The 242-nt window shown below is 40.9% G+C and carries 1 protein-coding gene; it reads left to right on the forward strand.

The features are described 5' to 3' along the window. Nucleotides 1–242: mucin-binding protein (locus ADM33_RS11430; protein WP_049503278.1), on the forward strand; the 242-nt coding region annotated here is incomplete at both ends.

The raw sequence follows: 242 nt of genomic DNA on the forward strand, positions 1-242 counted from the left end.
GGTAAGGCAACTGCCCCAGCTGACAATGTTCAAAATGCACAATGGACACGTACCTTAAATCTTGATAAGGTGACAGGTAAAGTTCTTAACCCTGATGCACCATGGACAGCGAATAAGGCTAACTATGATGCAGTTCCAACACCAGGATTGACAGGTTACTATGCGGATAAAGCAAATGTTGATTCTAAGACAGTCACTCAAGAAAATCTTGAAGAAACTGTAACTTACAAACCACTTGGAAA

The organism is Streptococcus oralis (assembly GCF_001075875.1).
GTDB classification, from domain to species: domain Bacteria; phylum Bacillota; class Bacilli; order Lactobacillales; family Streptococcaceae; genus Streptococcus; species Streptococcus oralis_I.